The organism is Campylobacteraceae bacterium (assembly GCA_013215945.1).
GTDB lineage: Bacteria > Campylobacterota > Campylobacteria > Campylobacterales > Arcobacteraceae > NORP36.
This window is the reverse complement of the sequence record JABSOM010000007.1, coordinates 146,163-165,606: the sequence shown is the minus strand read 5'-3', so window position 1 is coordinate 165,606 and position 19,444 is coordinate 146,163. Positions and strand designations below refer to the sequence as shown.

General features: G+C 28.0%; 20 protein-coding genes and 1 tRNA gene. 12 read left to right on the top strand and 9 right to left on the bottom strand.

Annotated elements, in window-relative coordinates:
* Window positions 1-89: 89 nt before the first annotated feature.
* Window positions 90-1,583, top strand: coding sequence for a PLP-dependent transferase (locus tag HRT41_09195; protein NQY24198.1), 1,494 nt, complete (start codon window positions 90-92; stop codon window positions 1,581-1,583).
* Window positions 1,584-1,668: 85 nt separating this feature from the next.
* Here HRT41_09195 and HRT41_09190 read toward each other — a convergent pair whose 3' ends face one another.
* Window positions 1,669-2,625 carry an arginase gene (locus tag HRT41_09190; protein ID NQY24197.1) on the bottom strand — a complete coding sequence of 319 codons (957 nt, stop codon included), beginning with the start codon at window positions 2,623-2,625 and terminating at the stop codon, window positions 1,669-1,671.
* Between the two features lie 25 nt (window positions 2,626-2,650).
* Window positions 2,651-3,655 carry an ornithine cyclodeaminase gene (locus tag HRT41_09185; GenBank protein ID NQY24196.1) on the bottom strand — a complete coding sequence of 335 codons (1,005 nt, stop codon included), beginning with the start codon at window positions 3,653-3,655 and terminating at the stop codon, window positions 2,651-2,653.
* Between the two features lie 414 nt (window positions 3,656-4,069).
* On the opposite strand from HRT41_09185, the gene HRT41_09180 reads away from it, so the two are divergent.
* The 3 genes from HRT41_09180 to HRT41_09170 are packed head-to-tail and all read left to right on the top strand — an operon-like array spanning window position 4,070 to window position 5,625.
* The gene (locus HRT41_09180) at window positions 4,070-4,597 is read left to right on the top strand and encodes a copper chaperone PCu(A)C (GenBank protein ID NQY24195.1); all 528 of its coding nucleotides are present in this window, start codon (window positions 4,070-4,072) and stop codon (window positions 4,595-4,597) included.
* A 6-nt stretch (window positions 4,598-4,603) separates the two neighbouring features.
* Complete coding sequence (locus HRT41_09175) at window positions 4,604-5,059, top strand: hypothetical protein (protein ID NQY24194.1); 456 nt, start codon at window positions 4,604-4,606, stop codon at window positions 5,057-5,059.
* A 2-nt stretch (window positions 5,060-5,061) separates the two neighbouring features.
* A complete protein-coding gene (locus HRT41_09170) occupies window positions 5,062-5,625 on the top strand; it encodes an SCO family protein (GenBank protein ID NQY24193.1) in 564 nt (187 codons plus the stop codon).
* Between the two features lie 206 nt (window positions 5,626-5,831).
* Here the strand turns inward: HRT41_09170 and HRT41_09165 are convergent, their stop codons facing one another.
* Window positions 5,832-7,331, bottom strand: coding sequence for a hypothetical protein (locus tag HRT41_09165; protein NQY24192.1), 1,500 nt, complete (start codon window positions 7,329-7,331; stop codon window positions 5,832-5,834).
* 229 nt (window positions 7,332-7,560) lie between these two features.
* Between HRT41_09165 and HRT41_09160 the strand changes: the two genes are divergently transcribed.
* The 4 genes from HRT41_09160 to HRT41_09145 all read left to right on the top strand — a co-directional run bounded on the left by HRT41_09160 (window position 7,561) and on the right by HRT41_09145 (window position 11,687).
* On the top strand, window positions 7,561-7,875 hold the full coding sequence (locus HRT41_09160) for a F0F1 ATP synthase subunit C (GenBank protein NQY24191.1): 315 nt from the start codon (window positions 7,561-7,563) through the stop codon (window positions 7,873-7,875).
* Between the two features lie 161 nt (window positions 7,876-8,036).
* The gene (locus HRT41_09155) at window positions 8,037-10,160 is read left to right on the top strand and encodes a methyl-accepting chemotaxis protein (protein NQY24190.1); all 2,124 of its coding nucleotides are present in this window, start codon (window positions 8,037-8,039) and stop codon (window positions 10,158-10,160) included.
* Between the two features lie 92 nt (window positions 10,161-10,252).
* Window positions 10,253-10,336, top strand: a tRNA-Leu gene (locus tag HRT41_09150).
* Between the two features lie 202 nt (window positions 10,337-10,538).
* Window positions 10,539-11,687, top strand: coding sequence for an alpha-hydroxy-acid oxidizing protein (locus tag HRT41_09145; GenBank protein NQY24189.1), 1,149 nt, complete (start codon window positions 10,539-10,541; stop codon window positions 11,685-11,687).
* Between the two features lie 556 nt (window positions 11,688-12,243).
* Here HRT41_09145 and HRT41_09140 read toward each other — a convergent pair.
* Window positions 12,244-12,555: a hypothetical protein gene (locus HRT41_09140; protein NQY24188.1), complete on the bottom strand. Its 312-nt coding sequence runs from the start codon at window positions 12,553-12,555 to the stop codon at window positions 12,244-12,246.
* A 415-nt stretch (window positions 12,556-12,970) separates the two neighbouring features.
* Between HRT41_09140 and HRT41_09135 the strand changes: the two genes are divergently transcribed.
* Together HRT41_09135 and HRT41_09130 are read left to right on the top strand one after the other, a co-directional pair.
* Entirely contained in the window at window positions 12,971-14,236 is a 1,266-nt protein-coding gene (locus tag HRT41_09135; protein NQY24187.1) for a diguanylate cyclase, read from the top strand.
* A 193-nt stretch (window positions 14,237-14,429) separates the two neighbouring features.
* The gene (locus HRT41_09130) at window positions 14,430-15,146 is read left to right on the top strand and encodes a transporter substrate-binding domain-containing protein (protein NQY24186.1); all 717 of its coding nucleotides are present in this window, start codon (window positions 14,430-14,432) and stop codon (window positions 15,144-15,146) included.
* Window positions 15,147-15,167: 21 nt separating this feature from the next.
* Here HRT41_09130 and HRT41_09125 read toward each other — a convergent pair whose 3' ends face one another.
* Together HRT41_09125 and HRT41_09120 are read right to left on the bottom strand one after the other, a co-directional pair.
* Window positions 15,168-15,368, bottom strand: a complete 201-nt coding sequence (locus HRT41_09125) for a hypothetical protein (GenBank protein NQY24185.1) — start codon at window positions 15,366-15,368, stop codon at window positions 15,168-15,170.
* A gap of 12 nt (window positions 15,369-15,380) precedes the next feature.
* Window positions 15,381-15,725, bottom strand: coding sequence for an HTH domain-containing protein (locus HRT41_09120; protein ID NQY24184.1), 345 nt, complete (start codon window positions 15,723-15,725; stop codon window positions 15,381-15,383).
* Window positions 15,726-15,897: 172 nt separating this feature from the next.
* On the opposite strand from HRT41_09120, the gene HRT41_09115 reads away from it, so the two are divergent.
* Window positions 15,898-16,209 (top strand): hypothetical protein, encoded by a 312-nt coding sequence (locus HRT41_09115; protein NQY24183.1) that lies wholly within the window; start codon window positions 15,898-15,900, stop codon window positions 16,207-16,209.
* 142 nt (window positions 16,210-16,351) lie between these two features.
* A complete protein-coding gene (locus HRT41_09110) occupies window positions 16,352-16,786 on the top strand; it encodes a VOC family protein (protein NQY24182.1) in 435 nt (144 codons plus the stop codon).
* A 36-nt stretch (window positions 16,787-16,822) separates the two neighbouring features.
* On the opposite strand, the gene HRT41_09105 is transcribed toward HRT41_09110, so the two are convergent.
* From HRT41_09105 to HRT41_09095, 3 genes are all read right to left on the bottom strand, one after another.
* Window positions 16,823-18,097 (bottom strand): DNA polymerase IV, encoded by a 1,275-nt coding sequence (locus tag HRT41_09105; protein ID NQY24181.1) that lies wholly within the window; start codon window positions 18,095-18,097, stop codon window positions 16,823-16,825.
* A gap of 249 nt (window positions 18,098-18,346) precedes the next feature.
* Window positions 18,347-18,901, bottom strand: a complete 555-nt coding sequence (locus tag HRT41_09100; GenBank protein NQY24180.1) for a rhomboid family intramembrane serine protease — start codon at window positions 18,899-18,901, stop codon at window positions 18,347-18,349.
* Entirely contained in the window at window positions 18,885-19,439 is a 555-nt protein-coding gene (locus HRT41_09095) for a hypothetical protein (protein NQY24179.1), read from the bottom strand. The genes HRT41_09100 and HRT41_09095 overlap by 17 nt, the downstream gene beginning before the upstream one ends.
* Window positions 19,440-19,444 lie beyond the last annotated feature (5 nt).

Genomic DNA, 19,444 nt, shown 5'->3' with positions numbered 1-19,444 from the left:
GTATTTACTTTTTTAATATCTTGTAATGATTTTTTAAAAAAAAGGTATAATCATAAAAATATTAAAATTTACAATAATAAGCGAAGACTATGTCAAAAAAAATCTTTAAAGAAATTCCTCTGGGACAAAGCATACCTATTAATAATATTCATGCCGTTTCAGTTTCTATGCCAAAATTACAGCATGTAATTGATTATGAAGAACAAACACCTCAAATTGTAGAACAAATCGTTACGGCATATCCTCGTTTTATTTTACACCCTTATTTAAAACAAATGGCTTTATATATAAAAAAGAAATATAAGGTAAGTGATGATTTTGAAGTAGTTGTTGTATCTTCACAAAAAGCAGTAAAAATTATTGCTGATAAGTATTTTATTCACAATAGTATTAATGTTGATGAAAACTTCGGAATTATTCTTGTACTTAAAAACACCTGTCAATTACAAAAAGTACTTAAATTCATTCAACACGTGGGCTGTAATCTAAGCTCACGTTTTGCACAAGATTATTTATATGACTTGGGTTTATTAAAAAACAAACATGAAGAAGTTCTTTATCCTGATGAAAATAAAGCACAAGATGTTTTATTAAATAATATAGCAGCTGCCTATAAACAAAAAAAAGAGAATCTTTGTTTATCTCCTTCTGGGATGAACTCAATTTATTCAGCCCTAAAAGGAATTAAAAGTATTGGGGCAAAAAACGGAAGAACTATTTTAGTTCAACTGGGATGGTTATATTTAGACACAATGAATGTGGTTAAAAATCATCACAATGAAAGCAAAATATTTTACGATATTAAAAAGCTCTCATTATTAGAAGAATATTTAAAATCACATGGTTTACAAGTATCTGCAATTGTAACAGAGCTTCCTACTAATCCTTTATTATTAAGTGTAGATATTATTGCTTTATCTGCTTTATGTAAAAAATATAATATTCCATTGATAGTGGATGCTACTTTTGCTACGCCTTATAATATCAACTTAAAACCTTATGCCGATATTATGATAGAGTCTTTAACCAAATATGCCTGTGGAAATGCAGATGTATTAATGGGAGTACTCATCTTAAATGAAAACTCACCCTTGTCTTTTTGTAAAGAAGAATTTTTCAAACATTGTGATAAACCTTATATTAAAGATATTCAACGCTTAGCTTACCAAAGCAGTTTTTATGAAAAAAGAATGCAAAAAATCAATGCAAATACAATTAAACTAATTAAATATCTTGAAAAAGCACCTTTTGTAGATGAACTTTTTCATACCCTAAAAGAAGAAAATTATGTCAAAGTTATGGAACATAAAGAAGCTGTAGGGGGAATAATTTCTCTTACTTTTAATAAAAGTTTCCAAAAAGTATATGATTTACTTAATTTCCCAAAAGGTCCTAGTTTAGGAACTGAATTTACGCTTCTTATGCCTTATGTATATTTGGCTCATTATGACTTCATTACTTGTGAAAAAGGAAGAAATTTTTTAAAGCAGAATAATATTCCCATTGATTTAATACGAATAGCTGTAGGAATTGAAGATATTGAGGATATTATTGAAGAATTTGAGAGAATCAAAGAGCTTTAGCATACCAGTCTTTAATATACTCTTTTCAAATGAAATACATACTTTTTAATAAAATCAAAAAGTATGTAAAAAAACCAGCTTTTTACTAATAATGTTTTACCAACATATTGGTAACATTTTCTAATATTTTAAAAAGTTTATCAGAATCGTCTTTTCTTTTATTAAAAATAGGATTAATTTCTGCTATTTCCCAACAACATACTTTTTTATTTTTAATCAATTCCATATTTAATTGTAAGGCTTGGTCATAAGATAAACCTTCTTTAGCAGGAGTACCTGTTCCTGGAACATATAAAGGATCAATACTGTCTACATCAAAAGATACATAAATATGCTCACAATGAGCTAGTTTCTCAAAAATAGCCTTTACTGTGTTTGATACACCGTTTAAAGTAATATCAGCAACTGTATGCACAGGAATATTGTATTTAGTTATCAAGTCTTGTTCTGGGGTTTCAAAATCTCTAAGCGCACAAAATACTACATTTTCTGGTTTGATAGAAGCTTCTTTTTTTCCTGCCAAAAATTTCAGTTTGTCCCAGTACTCTTTTTCTTTGTCTGTAATATCATGAATCATTGAATCTTTATTGTCTAAATTACACGCCATTGCCAAAGGCATACCATGCATATTTCCTGAATCAGAAGTATAAGGGGAGTGAATATCTGCATGAGCATCAATATAAACAACTCCTATTTCACTGTTTGGATGTGCCATTCTTAAACCATGCATAGTTCCTGCACATGAAGCATGATCTCCCGCTAAAACAATAGGAAATTGTTTTTTTTCTCTTATGTCTTTTATTCTGTTTGCTAAGCGTGATATTACTAAATAAATTTTATCAATATATTTAGCATGTTCAAATTCGCTTTTTTCTTTATATGCATCATTTTCATCTTTAATAGCTTCACTTAAATATTTTTTGAAATACTGTGAATCTAAATCTTCACAGGATTGTTTTAAAGCATCAATACCTAAAGATGCTCCTTTTTTATGCCCTGCAATATCTGAATACACTTCTACTAACTTAATTATTTTTTCCATTTATACTCCTTATTTTCCATCACTCTTATAACAAAGAGAATAAATTTTTAACATCATTAATTTCAGGAATCAAATTCATTTCTCTTCCTACTTTATTCTTTTTAGCAAGAGAATAAATCAGCCTTAATACAGAATAATCTTCTAATGCAAAACCTACTGAATCATAAAGTACTGTTCCATGAGTTGCAACATTAATGTTTTTTTCACCTTTTATAATTTCATGAAATTCTGTACAGGTAAAATCTTTTGGCATTTGTTGAATTTCACCTTCAATTTTTGACTGAGGCAAGAACTCAACTACAACAGTAGAAGCTTCAACTAATTCTTTTTCTATTTCAGTTTTACCTGGGCAATCCCCACCTAAACCATTAATAAAAACATCTTTTGTAATCATGTCTTTTGTAAGTACTGTTTGGTATTTTTTATCAGCCGTACAAGTAGTAATTAAATCAGCTCCAATTACTGCTTCACGTGAGTCTTTACAAGGCGTTAATTTAACATTAAACTGTGCCATGTTTTTTTCAAATTTTCGCATAGCTTTTGGATCAGTATCATAAAACCGTACTTCTTCTAAATCAAAAATAAATGAGTAAGCAAGGTATTGAAATTCGCTTTGGGACCCAGTTCCAATTAAAGCAAGAACCTTTGATTCTTTTTTTGCCATATGTTTTGCCATCATAGCAGATGTTGCAGCTGTTCTAAAAGCTGTTAAGAGTGTCATTTCAGAAAACATAAGAGGCTCACCTGTATTTGTAAGTGAGAGTTGTCCCGTAGCCATTACTGTGAATTTACCTTGATCTGGATTTTTTGGATGTCCGTTTACATATTTAAATGAATACATTTCATCATTTGAAATTGGCATTAATTCAATCACTCCACCATGTACATGGTTAGCAACTCTTGGACTCTTATCAAAATCATCCCAATTTTTATAGTCTTCTTCTAATGTATCAATTAGTTGTAAGAAAAAATCTTTATACCCTACTTTTGAAATCAATTCTTTGATGTCTTTTATTTCTAAAACAATCATGTTTATCCTTAAAAAATTTAATTTAGAAAAAATTATAGAATAGTTGAGAAAAAGAGTGATATTGAGTAATTAGTACGTACAAATCCATTAAGGCAAACATTTTCAATTATCACTAAGCTTTTAAACACTATTTTAAAACTGCATATTGCAGTAATATAATTTTCATCTATTACTTAAAGTTAAAAGAGAAAAATCGAATTTTTCCATTACGTTTCTTAGTTCTTACACTAAGTAAATGTTTATCTAATATCTTTACACTATAGTTTTTAGTTTTCACTAAAAGTATATTTGTGATTTTTTCATATTTATGCTTTGGGACTACTTAAAGAAAAAAATTAAGTTATCAAAATGTAATTTAACACAAAATTAACAATAATCCAATAAAATACATTTATAAAATAAAAAAGGAAATTCGTGTTCAAAAAATCAATCTTAAGTTTATTACTTTTATGCTCAAGTATATATGCTTCTAGCATAGAAATTACAAATGCTTATATAAGAGCAACTCCCCCAATGGTACCAAACTCAGCAGCTTTTTTAAGTATTGTTAATAACTCCAATGAAGATATTACTTTGGATTCTATTACGTCAAATATTGTATCTAATATTGAAATGCATAACAGTTCAATGAAAAATGCAGTTATGAGTATGAAACAAGTAAAAAACATTCTTATTAAAGCAAACTCATCAACAACATTAAAACCTGGTTCTTTACATATTATGTTGTTTGGAATTAAAAACAAACCTTTAAAAGCAGGTGATAAACATGAATTTATATTTAATTTTTCAAATAAAGAAATACTTACTTTACAGCTAAGCGTTAAATCCGTAATGCAAGGTATGATGCATTCAAAAATGAAAAAAATGGATCATTCCTTAATGCCCATGAAAATGCAAGATGAAACAGCTATGAAACACAAAAAAATGATTGAAAGTAAATAAAAAACGATGAAATCAGTTCTAAGTGCATTGGCTTTATTACTCTTAATTTCTGCATATTTATTTGTTGATTTTAATAAATTATACCTTTCACTTAGTCCCAAAAGCGAACTTGTTTTGCAAAAAAACTGTGATTTACATAAGGGTCCTTGTTCCATTGTAATTGCAAATGGGGAAGTACTAAGTCTTGAAATTTTTCCAAAAGACATTCCTTTAATGAAAACGCTTCACTTTAAAGTACACAGTTCAAATCAATCTTTGGATAAAATGCATTTGAAAATTTATTCAAGAAATATGTTTATGGGATCTTTTGATTTTGTATTAAAAAATACAGGCAAGGGTTATTATGAAACAAAAGGTATTATACCTACTTGTATTGTAGGAAAAATGCAATGGAATGCAGATCTTGAAATTCTTGATAAAAATAAACTAATTGGTGCAAGATACCAATTTAATACGGAGTAATAATGAAAAAAATCTTTCTAATAGTAGCTTTAGTCCTTGGAGGAGCTGCAATCTTTTTAAGCCCTTTAATAAAAGAGTATCAGGCCAAACAAGAACATGAATTTACACTAAATACAAGTAAGGGAATCATACATAAATCCGATTTTGAAGGCAAGATTTTAGGGGTATTTTTTGGTTATACTTTTTGCCCTGATGTATGTCCTACAACAATGAGTACACTAGCACATGCAATAAGTACTTTTCCTCTAGAAGATCAAAAGAAATTTCAAGCTCTTTTTATATCAGTTGATCCTAAAAGAGACAAAGTGGATAATTTAAAAGAATATGTAGAATTTTTTAACCCAACATTTATTGGTGCAACCAGTACTAAAGAAAACTTAGATGATATTGTTAAACGATATAAAGTATATTATAAATTAATAGAAGAAGAAAATTCATCAATCGATTATACCGTCGCTCATACCGCAAATATTTATTTGTTTAACAAAAAAGGTATTTTAGTGGATAAAATTAGTCATTTTGAAGGGGTAGAAGAAGTAATAGAAATCTTAAGAAAATATTTATAAAAACTACTTCTTAAACATAAAACTATGTTTAAGAAGAAAATCTTATGAACAAAGATTCTTAAGCGTTTAAGCAGAAGAATCAGGACAAATCAATTTAAAAAAATCAACTCATCTTAATTCTAAACATCTTAAAAAGAGTATAGAACAAAGAAACTTAAATAATAATATGAATTATTATTTAAGTTTTAAATGAAGTTTTCTTTAATTTAGAACAAACTTTTTAGTTTATCTCTTAGTTTATTTTCCAGTTTTTCTTTATATACTTTCTTTTTCTCATCAATTTTTGATTTTAATGCTGCTTTGGCATCTAATTTAATTTTAATAGAAGGATCATTTAAATTCCCTTTAATAATTGTATCAAACTTTAATCCCTTGATATTTACTTTTATTGTTGAATCGGTAGTATTTTTAAGCGTATCAAGAACACTTTGGGTCATATCAAGTGTAGTATGTTTACTTTTTAAATGCATAATTGAATTAATGATGTTTTTATTAATTTTTGATTCCAAGGTGGTTTCTTCATAAACTTCTTTGGTTAAATCAAAACGTGTTAAAGCATTGATTTGGCTTGAATAATCACTTTTTACTAATTGACCATCTTTTAAAATAGCTGTCATCAAACCTTTTTGATCTTTTAAATTATACACCAAATCTATACTAGCACTAGAATTAAATACTTCTGGATAATACATCATGTACAAACCTTTTAATAAATCAATATTCTTTATGCTTGCTGTAAAATCATCATTTAGAAGTTTATAATTCAAGGTACCTTTTAATAACTTAGATTTTCCATCTACTAAGATATTCTCATCTTTTACAAAATTACCATCAATTGTAATTGCACCTCTCATTTTTGTACCACTTACATCAAATAATTTTCTTAAATCACTAACTACGATTTTGTAATCACTGTTAATTTTTTGTGTACGTAAATTAACTTTTGCTTCTTTTACAAAAACATTTGCTTTTGAAGTATATGTTTTGAGAGAACTTAACGCCAAGTCATTTTTTAGCTTAGTAATAATAGTAGTTTTAAAAGTAAGTTTATCTACTAATTTTAAATCAAAGGCTTTATTTACAACAGGATTGTTTACAAGACCTTGGTATACTTTAGTAATAATCATACCATCTAACGTACCTATTTGTGCATTTTTGATATCCATATTGATATCTAAATAACCTTTTGCATAAGCTGGTTCTTCTAACATTACTAAAGCATCTTGAATTCTGGCTTTAAGAACTTGTACTTGAATAAAACTTGGCTCGAAATTAATCATTTTAATATCATAAGTCGTTTTAGAAGAAAAAATATTTGTTTTTCCTTGTACATTCATAAGCTCTTTATTTCCAACTGCAATTCCACTTAAAGAAAAAGAACCTTTGAGTTTTTTACCCGTAATTTTTTGTAATTTTGTCAAGTCTTTAATATTAATATCATATTTAATATCAGCACTTGCTCCCAATAAACTGTAATCACCACTAATATTGATTTTTGAATTTGAGTCAATATTTGCAACAATATCAATTTTATTTGTAGAAACAAGGAATTTGTCAAAAGTGAATACAATTACTTTTTCTTCATTTATTTTATCACTAATGATGCCTGAGACAACACCATTTCCCCAGCCTGTAAATAATACAGAATAAACACTGCCTATAATAACGAGTATTAATAGGGTTAAATATAGAAAAAACTTTTTCATATATATCCTTATAGTAATTTTTTTCATTATACTTTAATAATTCTTCAATAAGTGAACATTGATAAATTTAATATTTATAATCTTAATTAAGTCCTTTTATAAAAAAATTCCCTATAATGATGTCGAACAAAATATCAAGTAGGAAAATAGATGCATTTATGTGTTTATTGCTATATCAAATTGATATAGTTACGCTAGCCGAACGTATTTTGAAATATAAGGATATAAAATGAAAAAAATCGTACTTTTATTACTAGCTATTGCTGGTGTTGCTTTTGCTGCTGAAGCTCAAGTTGCAAACGAAACGTTAAAAGCTTACTCAGTACTTGCTGCTGGTGTTGGTCTTGGTCTTGCTGCTCTTGGTGGAGCTATCGGAATGGGTAATACTGCTGCTGCAACTATTGCTGGTACTGCTAGAAACCCAGGTTTAGGTGGAAAATTAATGACTACTATGTTCATTGCTTTAGCGATGATCGAAGCACAAGTTATTTATGCACTTGTTATTGCAATGATTGCATTATATGCTAACCCATTTTTAGGGTAGATATAATTAATTTTATATACTAGAAAAAAGCCAAAGAGTGAAACTCTTTGGCTTTTTTTATGCCTAAATATTACTACTAAAGTACTCGCTCCTCAATGTCCCTTTTATGCCACTTCTATATGATAATCTTAGTATAAATTAAATAAGAAAAAGGCAATATCATGAAGATAAAAAGCATCAAAGGAAAACTCTTAATTCTTTTATTATTAAGTATATCCTGTTCATTTTTTATTTTGGGTTTTTACAATACGCAAAATGAATATGCAGCGCAAAATAGCTTAGTAAAAGAAGAAGAACTAAACTTAGCAAAACAAACATCTAAGTTTATCAATAGTTATTTAAAATCGAAAATAGATATTGTAAAAGCTGTTGAAGAAACATTACCAAGTGATAACTTAAATATTCATAACAAAATAATTTTAGAAAAACTTAGTTTAGGGAAAAAAGCGGGGAAGTTTGCAGATTTATATGTAGGTTTTGAAGATAATGGTGATTTCCTTTTATCCAGTGGGGAATTCCTAAGTATCAAAAAAGATAATTTTGATGCAAGGTCTCGCCCATGGTATAAAAAAGCAGTAGACATAAAAAAAGCAGGAATTACAAAACCCTATGTTGATATCACTACTAAAAAACTAGTTGTTACGGTTTTCATGCCTTTAATAAGAAATGGAAAAGTATTGGGTGTAGTTGGATCAGATATCTTTTTAGATACAGTAGTTGACTCAATTTTAAATGTAAGTATTAAAAATAATGGTATAGCGTACTTATTAGATGAAAATGGAACTATGCTTATTCATAAAAATGAAAAACTTCTTTCAAAAGAAAGCTCTTTATTCAAACAAATAAGAACAGATAAAAAAAGTGACTTTGGCTTTGCGAGTGAAAACAATGTAGAGAAATTATTAGCCTATAGCCAAATACCTGCTACTTCATGGTACTTAGTAATAGAATTAGACAAAAATACTGTGTTTGAACAAATTAATCAAGACTTACTTTTTGCAATACTTTTATACATTGTACTTTTAATACTCATTTTAGTAATTCTATACTTCTCATTAGTAAAAATTTTAGCTCCTTTAAAAATACTTGAAGAAGGAATGATTTCATTTTTTAAATATTTAAATGGGGAAGAAAAAAACATTCATAAACTAAATATAATAAGTAAAGATGAATTTGGATTTATGGGAGCAATTCTTGACAAAGAAATGGAAGTCATTGCAAGTAAATTAGATAAAGACAGAGCATTAATTGAAGATGTGAAAAATGTAGTAGAACATATTAATAGTGGAAAACTTGATAAACAAGTTCTTTCTTCAACATCAAATCAATCATTGAATGATTTAAAAGATATCTTAAATAAAATGATTTCAACAATCAATGAAAATGTAAACAGCGATATAAACCCTATTTTACATCGTTTAGAAGAATATTCTTCTTTAAATTTTGTAAATCAAATAGATAATCCTGATGGAAATATTTCCAGAGGATTAAACAGTTTATGCGAAATTATTAACAATATGTTAAGAGAAAATAAACACAATGGAATAGAATTACAAAACAGTTCAAAAATTCTTTTAGAAAATGTTGATATTCTTAATAAAGCATCAAATGAAACGGCTGTATCTTTAGAAGAAACCGCCGCTGCGCTTGAAGAAATTACAAGTACGGTAAGCAGTAATACGGTTAGAATAAATACAATGTCAGGATATTCAAATGACTTGTCTTTATCTATAAAAGATGGGCAAGAGCTAGCAAATTCCACCGTTGTATCAATGAATGAGATTAATGAACAAACACAAGCAATTGCAGATGCAATTACAATAATTGATCAAATTGCTTTCCAAACCAATATTCTCTCTCTTAATGCAGCCGTTGAAGCCGCAACTGCTGGGGAAGCAGGAAAAGGTTTTGCCGTTGTTGCTCAAGAAGTAAGAAACCTTGCAAGCAGATCAGCAGAAGCGGCAAAAGAAATTAAAACCTTGGTTGAAAATGCAACAAGTAAAACCAATGCAGGTAAAATAATAGCAGATAAAATGATTCTTGGATATAACGTCCTAAATGAGAATATTTCAAAATCTACTGATATTATTAAAGACATTGAAATTTCTTCTAGGGAAGAAAAAATAAGTATAGAACAAATTAACAATGTGGTTAATCGTTTAGATCAACAAACACAAAACAATGCTTCTGTAGCATCTAAAACACATGAAATAGCTCAGCATACAGCAGAAATTGCAAAACAGATTTTAAATGCAGTTAACGAAAAGAAATTTAGAGATAATTAAATGCCTTTTTATTAAATAAGTTAAAAGATTTCACTTTTAACTTATTTTAAATTATTAATAAGCTCATCTTTGCTAAACTGTCAATCTTATTTGCATCTGTGGCGGAACGGTAGACGCGCGGGCTTGAGGGGCTCGTTCTTAACGGAGTGGAAGTTCAAATCTTCTCAGGTGCACCAAAGACAAACTCCCTTAAAACAAAACTTCATTTTTATTGTAAATCTAACATTTATAGTTTAGATTCTATTTGAAAAAAACTCTAACTTAATCTTAGCAAAACTAAAACATCAAAAAAGAAAAATTCTAGAAATAATTTGATTATTCCATCTAATTTGTATATTTTATATTATAATATTGATTATTAAGATTAAAGGACTTTAAATGACTGAAGAGTATAATCCAAATTTTCCCTCAATTGACTCACTGCGATTAAAAGCAAAAGCTAGAATTCCTGGTTTTGCATTTGATTATCTGGACGGAGGGTGTAATGAAGAAATCAATCTGATTAAAAATACAAAAGAGATTAGAGACATAGAGCTGAAACCATATTACCTTAGAAAATACGATAAAATTTCTATGCAAACAGAATTATTTGGTGAGACTTATGATGCGCCTTTTGGTATAGCTCCCGTAGGATTACAAGGCCTAATTTGGCCTGGTGCTGCTGAGATATTAGCAAAAGCTGCTTTTAAACATAATATTCCTTATACTCTTAGTACTGTATCAACTGCTTCCATTGAAAAAATAGCAGAAATTACAGAAGGTAAAGCTTGGTTTCAATTGTATCACCCTGTTGAAGATTCTTTAAGAGATGATCTTATGGAGCGCTGCTATAACGCAGGTATTAAAACTTTTGTTATCTTAGCAGATGTACCTTCTTTTGGATATAGAAATAAAGAAATTAAAAATGGTTTAGCTATTCCCCCAAGAATTACTCTGAATAATATACTTCAAATTATGAGCTCCCCACAATGGGCAATAAAAACCCTTCTTCATGGACAACCAGAATTCAAAACCTTAAAAAAATACATGGATAAAGGTATGAACTTAAAACACCTTGCTCTTTTTATGAACAAAACATTTAATGGCCGATTAAATGAAGATAAAATAAAAGCCATAAGAGATAAATGGAAAGGAAACCTAGTAATAAAAGGTGTGTGTTCTCTTGAAGATACACAAAAATCTATTGATTTGGGTTTGGATGGAATTATTGTTTCTAATCATGGTGGCAGACAATTAGATGCAGGGCAATCATCTATTAAACCTACCCTTGAAATTGTAGAAAAATACAAAAATCAAATAAAAATCATGATGGATTCTGGTATTAGAACAGGTCCAGATATTGCAAGAGTCCTTGCAGCTGGAGCTGAATTTTGTTTTATGGGCCGACCTTTTATGTATGGAGTGGGAGCTTTAGGTGAAAAAGGGGGAGATCATACTATTACAATATTAAAAAAACAACTGCAACAAGTTATGGATCAATGTTGTTGTGAGACTCCCCTTGATTTTCCAAATCATTTAGTAAAATAATACTTGTTCTTCTTGTTTTGAAGAACAAATAATACTGCCTTAAGAAGAAAAAACACAGCAATTTTATTTTATAATCTCTTTTTTTCATACGTATAAAAGGGCAATAAGAACAGATTCAAAATAATTTTCATAATTTATCTTTTTTATAATAAGGGTATTTTTATTTGTTTTAGTAAAAATGGTTTCAGAAATATCTGTTTTAGAAAAAGGGATAAACAATATCAAATTACAGCTGATCAAGATAAAGTAAAAGCGTGTAATCTTCTTCTATCTTTAATTCATAACTCTGTAAAACAAACAAAGTAAAAAATGGGAGTTTTCCTTATTTAAGGGAGAAAAATGTAAAAAAATTTATTTGAAATATGTAATTTTAATCTTATGAATAAATTATATAATTAGTAACTAATATAACATTAATATATAATTTAATGGGCTTGGGTTTTTATTTAACTGGCTAGCAAACAATGGAATTTAACTTAAAAACAAGCAGTGGTTTTCTTTAATTAAGTGAAGATTTTTATTTTTATTTAATCTTCACTATTTTAATAGTATTATTTTAATTTACACTAAGAGCAAAAAGTTTTCCGTATTGGTGATGTGCAATAACAATTACTTTTTCTCCAATTTTAATTCCATTAGAGTTCGATATAAAGGTATGTTTATCGATAAATACATTTTTACCATCAATACTTATAGTTCCAGTTTCACCTTTAATTTGTTTTTTATTTATGATACCAGTAAGATTAATACTAAGGCCTCCTTGTACAACTGTTTGCTCATTTTGTGAATATTTAATCTCACCTGCCATTAATGACAGAGGTAATAACATTGCGCTTATTCCTAATAAAGTTTTTGTAATATTTTTCATTTATTTCCTTTGTTTTTTTAGTTGGATTATATATAATTTACGTGTAGTTAACGTGTAGGTTTAATTTTAATAGAGATTATCATATTTACAAATTTCCAAAAAAATATGAACTTAATTTATTTAGATAGACAAGGATAAAATCAGCAAAAACTATCAGAATCTCTTCTAATCGTATTTTTCCTAGGAATTTTTATCACTGTTTATTTTTTAGTTTGAGATAGATTTTTATAATGAATTTGATATTATAATAAACATGTATATAATTATATATTTTACTCAAGCTTTCTAAGTGAGTATTAAAACTTTCTTCTGATTCTTTGATCTTTATTATTATTTTAGATTAAAGTAAAATAATAGTAAAAATATATGGTACTTTGTGTGAATATTATGATTATAAAATATCTAGGAAAATGGCATGATGAAAAAAAATATACTTTGCATTGATGATGTAGATACAAATTTGTTTACCATTCAAAGTGTAATTGAATATATGGCTGAAGATCAATACAATGTACTCATTGCTATTTCTGCTCGTGAAGGTTTGAAAATTTTACTTAAGGAAAAAATTGACTTAATTTTACTTGATGTAATGATGCCTGAAATAGATGGTTTTGAATGTGCAAAAATAATTAAATCAAACAAAAAAACCAAAGATATTCCTATCATCTTTGTCACTGCAAATAATGATGATAAAACAATTGAAACATGCTTCAATGTAGGAGGTGACGATTATATTAATAAACCCTATAACCCTACAGAATTGCTTTCTCGTATGCGCTTTCATTTAAAATCACGAGAACAAGATAAATTAATTATGAAAGAAAAAGAGTATACCCGCAGTATTTTAGACTCTCAAGACAATCTTGTGTTAGTTACCGATGGCTGTTTGGACTTAACCGTAAACAATGCTTTTCTTGATTTTTTTTCAGTAACAAGTATTGAAGAATTTACTTTAAAACATGATTATTTATCTCATACTTTTTTAGAAGAAGAAGGTTATTTTAGTTTAGCATTGGTCAAAGGGCAAATTACGTGGACAGAAGAAGTTATGAAACGCTCTATTGAAGAAGACCTTCTTGTGAAAATTAAACAGAATAAAAAAGAATATATTTTTAATCTAAAAGCCAAGTCTTTTTCTGATCAATATATTATCACCTTAACAGATATAACACAAATATCGCAACTCTCTTTAGAATATAAGCATGAAGCCAGTCATGATTCTTTAACACAAATATACAATAGGCATATGTTTAATCGTCTAATAGATATGAAAATGACACAGGCAAAAGAGAATGAAAACCCTTTGGTATTTTTACTCTTAGATATTGACTTCTTTAAAAACGTTAATGATAATCATGGACATTTAGTAGGAGATGACATATTAAAACATCTCTCAAGACTTATTCAATCACATACAAGAGAAAATGATCTCTTTGCACGATGGGGAGGAGAAGAGTTTGTACTGGCTTTTGATGTTGACTTAAGTAAAGGACTAGAAATTGCAAATCATTTAAGAGAGTATATTGAAAAAGAGCCCTTTCATATTGCTAAAAAAATAACCTGTAGTTTTGGGATTACACAGTTTCAAGGAAATGATACTTTAGACAGTATGATTCTACGCGCGGATAAAGCACTTTACCAAGCAAAAGAAAACGGTAGAAATCAGGTATGTCATGCCTAAGGGAACAAACAGAAATTTTTTTTTGTTGTCTCTATTCTTAGCTTAATAATTGTTTGAAATTATCGTTTTTTTAAATTTTCAAACAGTTCTTCTTTTTAGATTTGAAAAGAGCAGTATAGTTATTAAACAATCCATATTCTGCTTTTAACATAAAAATAGAAATTATATGTTAGTATTTTTATAAGGATGTCAGATGAAAAAACTTATTCTTATCGTGTATTTCCTTTTTTTTTCCATCTATAGCTATGCTAATGAAAAGTTACGTGTGGGTTTATTTAATATTGTTCCTTATGCTTATATAGAAGAAGGAAAACTTACTGGAATAAGCTATGACATCATTCAAAGCCTAGAACAAGAATTGAATATAAAACTGGAAGTGAAATTACTGCCTTATAAAAGGATGTTACACCATTTGGAATTGGGGAAAATTGATTTTGCTATTTTCTTTTTATCAGATTACAGTGAAGGTTTTAGCGAAAAACTCCTTGCTATGTATGATTTAGAAACAATTGTTCTTGGGAAAAAAGGCTTAAAAATCTCTAGTTATGAAGATTTGTTGGGATTACACATGGCAACACCTCGAGGGGTTAGGTATAATGCTTTTCGCTCAAAAAATAAACAGCTTAATATTACTCCTGTACAAGATTATAAAAATGCCATATTAATGTTGCAGTATCATAATATCGATGCCATAATTGGTCCTAAAGAAATTATTATATACCAACTAAAACTTCTTGGATTAAACATAAATGATTTTGCCCAACCCTATGTACTTACTAAAAATACCGCATGGATTCAGTTTTCGAATAAATCTAAGAAAATGCAATACAAAGATTCTTTGAAAAAAGCAGGGAAAAAACTTTTAGAGACAAATAGAATTGATGAAATTATAAACAAGTATTATCAATAGAATAAAACTTAAAATCTATTCTTATGACAATTTCCCTTGTTTTGAAGGACAAACAATACTGCCATACGAACAAAAAACACAGCAATCTTTTTTCTGTGCTTTTAAAATTTTATTACAATTTGTACACTCATAAAAATAAGCACAAGAATCTTCTTTCATAATCTCTTTTTTTTCATACTTGCAAAAAGGGCACGTAAGAACAGATTCCAAAATAATTTTCATAATTTATCCTTTTTATAATAAGAGTATTTTTATTTGTTTTACTAAGGATGGCTTGATAAAATAGCATAAAATTAATGTTTCTCTTTTACTGTGTAATATTCCTGCATCTTTTAATTTCTTTAAATCTTTGACAAGTAGGCGTGATTTTATATTTAAGATATCACTTAAAGTACAAAGAGATAATTTTTTATGTTTGAGAAGTAAATAAACTATTTGTATTCTTTCTTCATTTCCTAAAAAAGAAAAAAGAACAGAAAGATTATGCAGTTCATGCTTTTTTTGTTTTAAAGTATTTTTTGCATTTTGAATTGTTTTTTCATCTTCTTTTACAGATTTAGATGAATTATCCTTTGACATAAGTATCCTTTATAAATAAAAAGAGCACATTAAATATTTTATTACAGCAAGGCTTAAAACTCTCTTCTTCCTAAATGTACTTCTTTTAATCAAGTCTTATTTATCTGCTTCACATAATCTTTCATATTGTAATCTTTTTTAAACAATATCTTTCTTTTTGTTAGTATAAACTATGAATAAATCAAGCCAAAAATTAGAACAAATATCAAGGCAATGTGATAGCCATATAAGTTTTTATAAATACAATTCACAAAATACCTTAAGTGATAAATATAAAAAAGGACGCGTGGATGCAAGTCTTTGGTTAAATGAGATGATTTATTTTTTTTTAAACAAAGAAAAAAACTTTTTACATGACTTTGATGAAGAAATAAAACGACAAAAAGTGAAAGTAAACAATGTCAAAAATCCCAATTACAAACAGGGTTTAATTGACGAATTAAGTATAATACAGGAGTTGATACATGATAGAGATTTTAACTAGTAGTATTTTTACATTTATTATAATATTTTATATAATAAACAAAAAAAAAGACAAAAATAAACTGCCCTTTGCATTTAGAAAAGAAATATCAAAATCCTAATTTCTTACTTTTTCTATGTTATTATAATGAAAAGGAGTATTTATGAACTTAAGACCTTTTCATTTAGCAATTCAAGTAAGAGATATAAAAGAAGCAAAAGCTTTTTATGGAGATAAACTTGGTTTTGAACAAGGAAGAAGCTCTGAGGTATGGGTAGATTATAATATGTTTGGACATCAATTAGTGGTGCATCTTAACCCTGCTCTAGGAGCAAGTGGAAAAGTATCAAGCATTTGTAATGGTGTTGATGGAAAAGGTGTTCCTGTGCCGCATTTTGGTGTTATTATGGACTTTGAGCAGTGGAATGATTTTTCTAAAGAGATGAAAGAAAAAATTGATGAGTTTATCATTGAACCTTATATTCGTTTTGAAGGACTAGCAGGTGAGCAAGGGACTATGTTTTTCTGTGATCCAAGTGGTAATGCTTTGGAATTTAAAGGTTTTAGAGACATAGAAAAAGAATTATTTGCAACTTAATATTCTTTAAAAGGCTCTTTTTCAAAGAGAGTCTTTTTAATTATCTTCATACAATTCTTTGGCAGTTTTAATAATATCAATACCATATTTGTCTCGCAAAATATTTAAATGAGAATTGAGTTTTTTGATTTTCAAATCACTTTCATATTCAAAAATATTAAAAGTATCCATTCTTTGTTCAATAAAATTACTCACTGTTACATTAAGCTGTACTACATAATGACTGGGATGAATGTCTTGTTCATCAAACATTTTTAATACTGTTTCTTTTAAAAGTAATTCTGAAAACATTCTATTGTTTGTAGAGGTAGCTTTTGCACTCAAATTAAATTCATATTTTATTTTGAGATAAAAGGTTTGGGGATTGACATTTTTTTTGTAAACCAAAAATGCCAAATATCTGCACAAAATAACCACTCTTCTTTTAAGTTCTTCTCGTTTTAAAATAGGATCAAAAGTACGACCAATTCCTATTGATTTAGAAGGACCTCTTTTCTCCAAAGAAAAATCATTAATACCCAAAATTCTATTATAAAGTTGAATACCTGGTTTTTTCCAAGAATAAAATAAATCTTTTCTATCTCGTACTTGTCCTAATTTAGATATACCATAAGCTTTTAGTTTTTCTTGATAAGCTTTTCCTATACCTGTAAAATGCGCAATTGGCATATCTTTAATAAAAGCATAAGAGTCTTCTTCTTTTACAAGTTTAATACCTATTGGTTTAGCATAATTCGTAGCTACTTTGGATAAATACTTAGACTTAGCAAGACCTATTGAAATAGGTAAATTAAACAAACGTAAAATTTCATTTTGTATGTATTTTGCAAAATCATAAACATCGTTATCATCAATAAAACCAGACAAATTTACAAAAAACTCATCAATAGAAAACTGCTCAACTTCTGGTGTTGTTTCTTCTAAAAAAGAAAGAAGTTTATAAGACAGTTCATGATACAAAGGATAATCAGGACTTATCATATGAAGGTGGGGACACAAAGACAAAGCTTCATTTACACTCATTGCTGTTTTAACACCACACGCTCTTGCTTCATAAGAAGAAGTAGTAATAATACCTCGTATACGTCCATCTGCATCTACAAAATATTTCTGTGGATTTTTTTCTTGTTTACTCAAAATTGAAGAAACAAAAGCACCAGAATTTTCTGAGACATAACGTTTTTGTTTGCTTTTATTAAAGATATTTAAATTACTTCGTCCACCCACGGCTACAGGGATATTGAGCAAACTTTTATCAATACTTCTGTGGGCAGATACAAAAAAACAGTCTAAATCTAAGTGCATAATCATAAAAACATTATAACTCATTTAAAAAAAAATAAAGATAATATTACATTTTGTTATAATTTGATATTATGGGAAAACAAAAAAAGGATATATTATAGAGAATTGTAGAAACTGTAAACGTGAAGTAGTAAAAAAAATAAAACGTTGCCCTTATTGTGGAATTATGAATCCAACGGTTAATTTAAAAGATATTTTTCTAGGCATTGTTTTTGTTTTATTTGTTGCAGGAATTTTCACCTATTTTCAATAAAACTAGCGTTTTTTTAATAAATAAGCGCGTATAAAAAATCCCATTACTAAACCTATAGCTAAGCCTATAAAGTGAGCATACCAAGCAATAGGTAAACCTATTAATAAAGGGGCTACTGAAATAATCAAAATCCAAGTAATAATTCCTGATCTTTGTGTTTTATCCACAAGGGCAATAAATCCCATTAGAACAGAAATTGCTCCTGAAGCTCCTACTAAATTATGATTAAAGCCAATACTGTACATAAAATAAAAACTGCCAAGTGATGTTAATAAACCACCTATAAAATATAAGGATAAGAAAATACCTTTTCCAAAATACTTTTCAATCATATTTCCAAATTGATATAAAACAAACATATTCATACCTAAATGTCCAATACCACCATGGGCAAACATAGTTGAAAGTATTTGATAATAATAACCTTCTCTTAAAAAAAGAATATTAAGACCCATTCGAACGGTTCCATATTCAATATTGGTTTGCACTAAGTACATAAGGACTGTTAAGCCTATTATGATGTTTGTGAAAGTAAATGTTTTAATATTTTGTAACATTGTGTTTAAAAGCCTTTATTGTACAGGAGATAGCATCTTTTATACTTGTTTCATTATAAGATAGTAAATCTGTATTCATAATAAAAGATTCTTTACCATTGATTCTAAAAGATGTTAATAGTCTTGCAACACTATTATTATTTATATCTTCATTTTCAATAAATTCGTATTTGATTTTTACATAATGTTTATGAGTATTGGTACTTAAGATATTAAGTTCTTGCATAAAGTACCTGTTGCTTTTTGATAGTTTTATTTTACTTTTTATAAAAGAAGTTTTATTTAGGGCTTCTAAGATTCCCCCATCTAAAATATATCTTCCTTTTAAGATCAAAGCATCTTGGATATTTAATAATTTTTGATTTATAATTTTATCACTGCTATTATTAAGCAACTGACAAGCTAGAGCAGAATTTAATCTTGGTTTTTCTTTTACTATATATCTAAGATAAAAAGTTAAAACAACAGTAACCAAAATAATAGTGACAAGAGAAAACCAATTATTTATTATTTGGCTTTGCCTTGCACCTCTTCTCATTTAAA